This is a genomic window from Bradyrhizobium sp. ISRA442, assembly GCF_038085055.1.
In the GTDB taxonomy this organism is placed as follows: domain Bacteria; phylum Pseudomonadota; class Alphaproteobacteria; order Rhizobiales; family Xanthobacteraceae; genus Bradyrhizobium.
On record NZ_JALGCN010000079.1, the window covers coordinates 1 to 339 of the forward strand.

The 339-nt window shown below is 58.1% G+C and carries 1 pseudogene; it reads right to left on the bottom strand.

The window, feature by feature from the left end:
• Positions 1-339: pseudogene (locus tag MTR72_RS40280) on the bottom strand (NF038122 family metalloprotease); the annotation flags it as partial.

Consider the following 339-nt stretch of genomic DNA (forward strand, 5'->3'; position numbering starts at 1 on the left):
GTTCGCGTCCGTGGTCCAGACGGTGTAGAGGTCAGCTCCAGCCCACTTCCAGGCAACGTCGAATCCGGTTGCGGTATGCTCCGCACCGATAGGGGCCCAGGACGCAAATTGCCCGCTCACCACCTGCGCGCCATTGTATTTCAGAATGGGCCCAGCAGTACCGAGCTCGTAATTATTCCCAGTCTGCAGCAAGCTCGTCGACCCAAGCGATTCGATCGTCGTGGTCCGCACCCCTATCGTGCCGTCACCGTTCAGATCCTGTTGGAAGATGGTCTCTAAATTCTCGAAAACTGTGCTGCCGCCGGACACATTCGGTGCGATGTTCGCCGTATAGTTGCC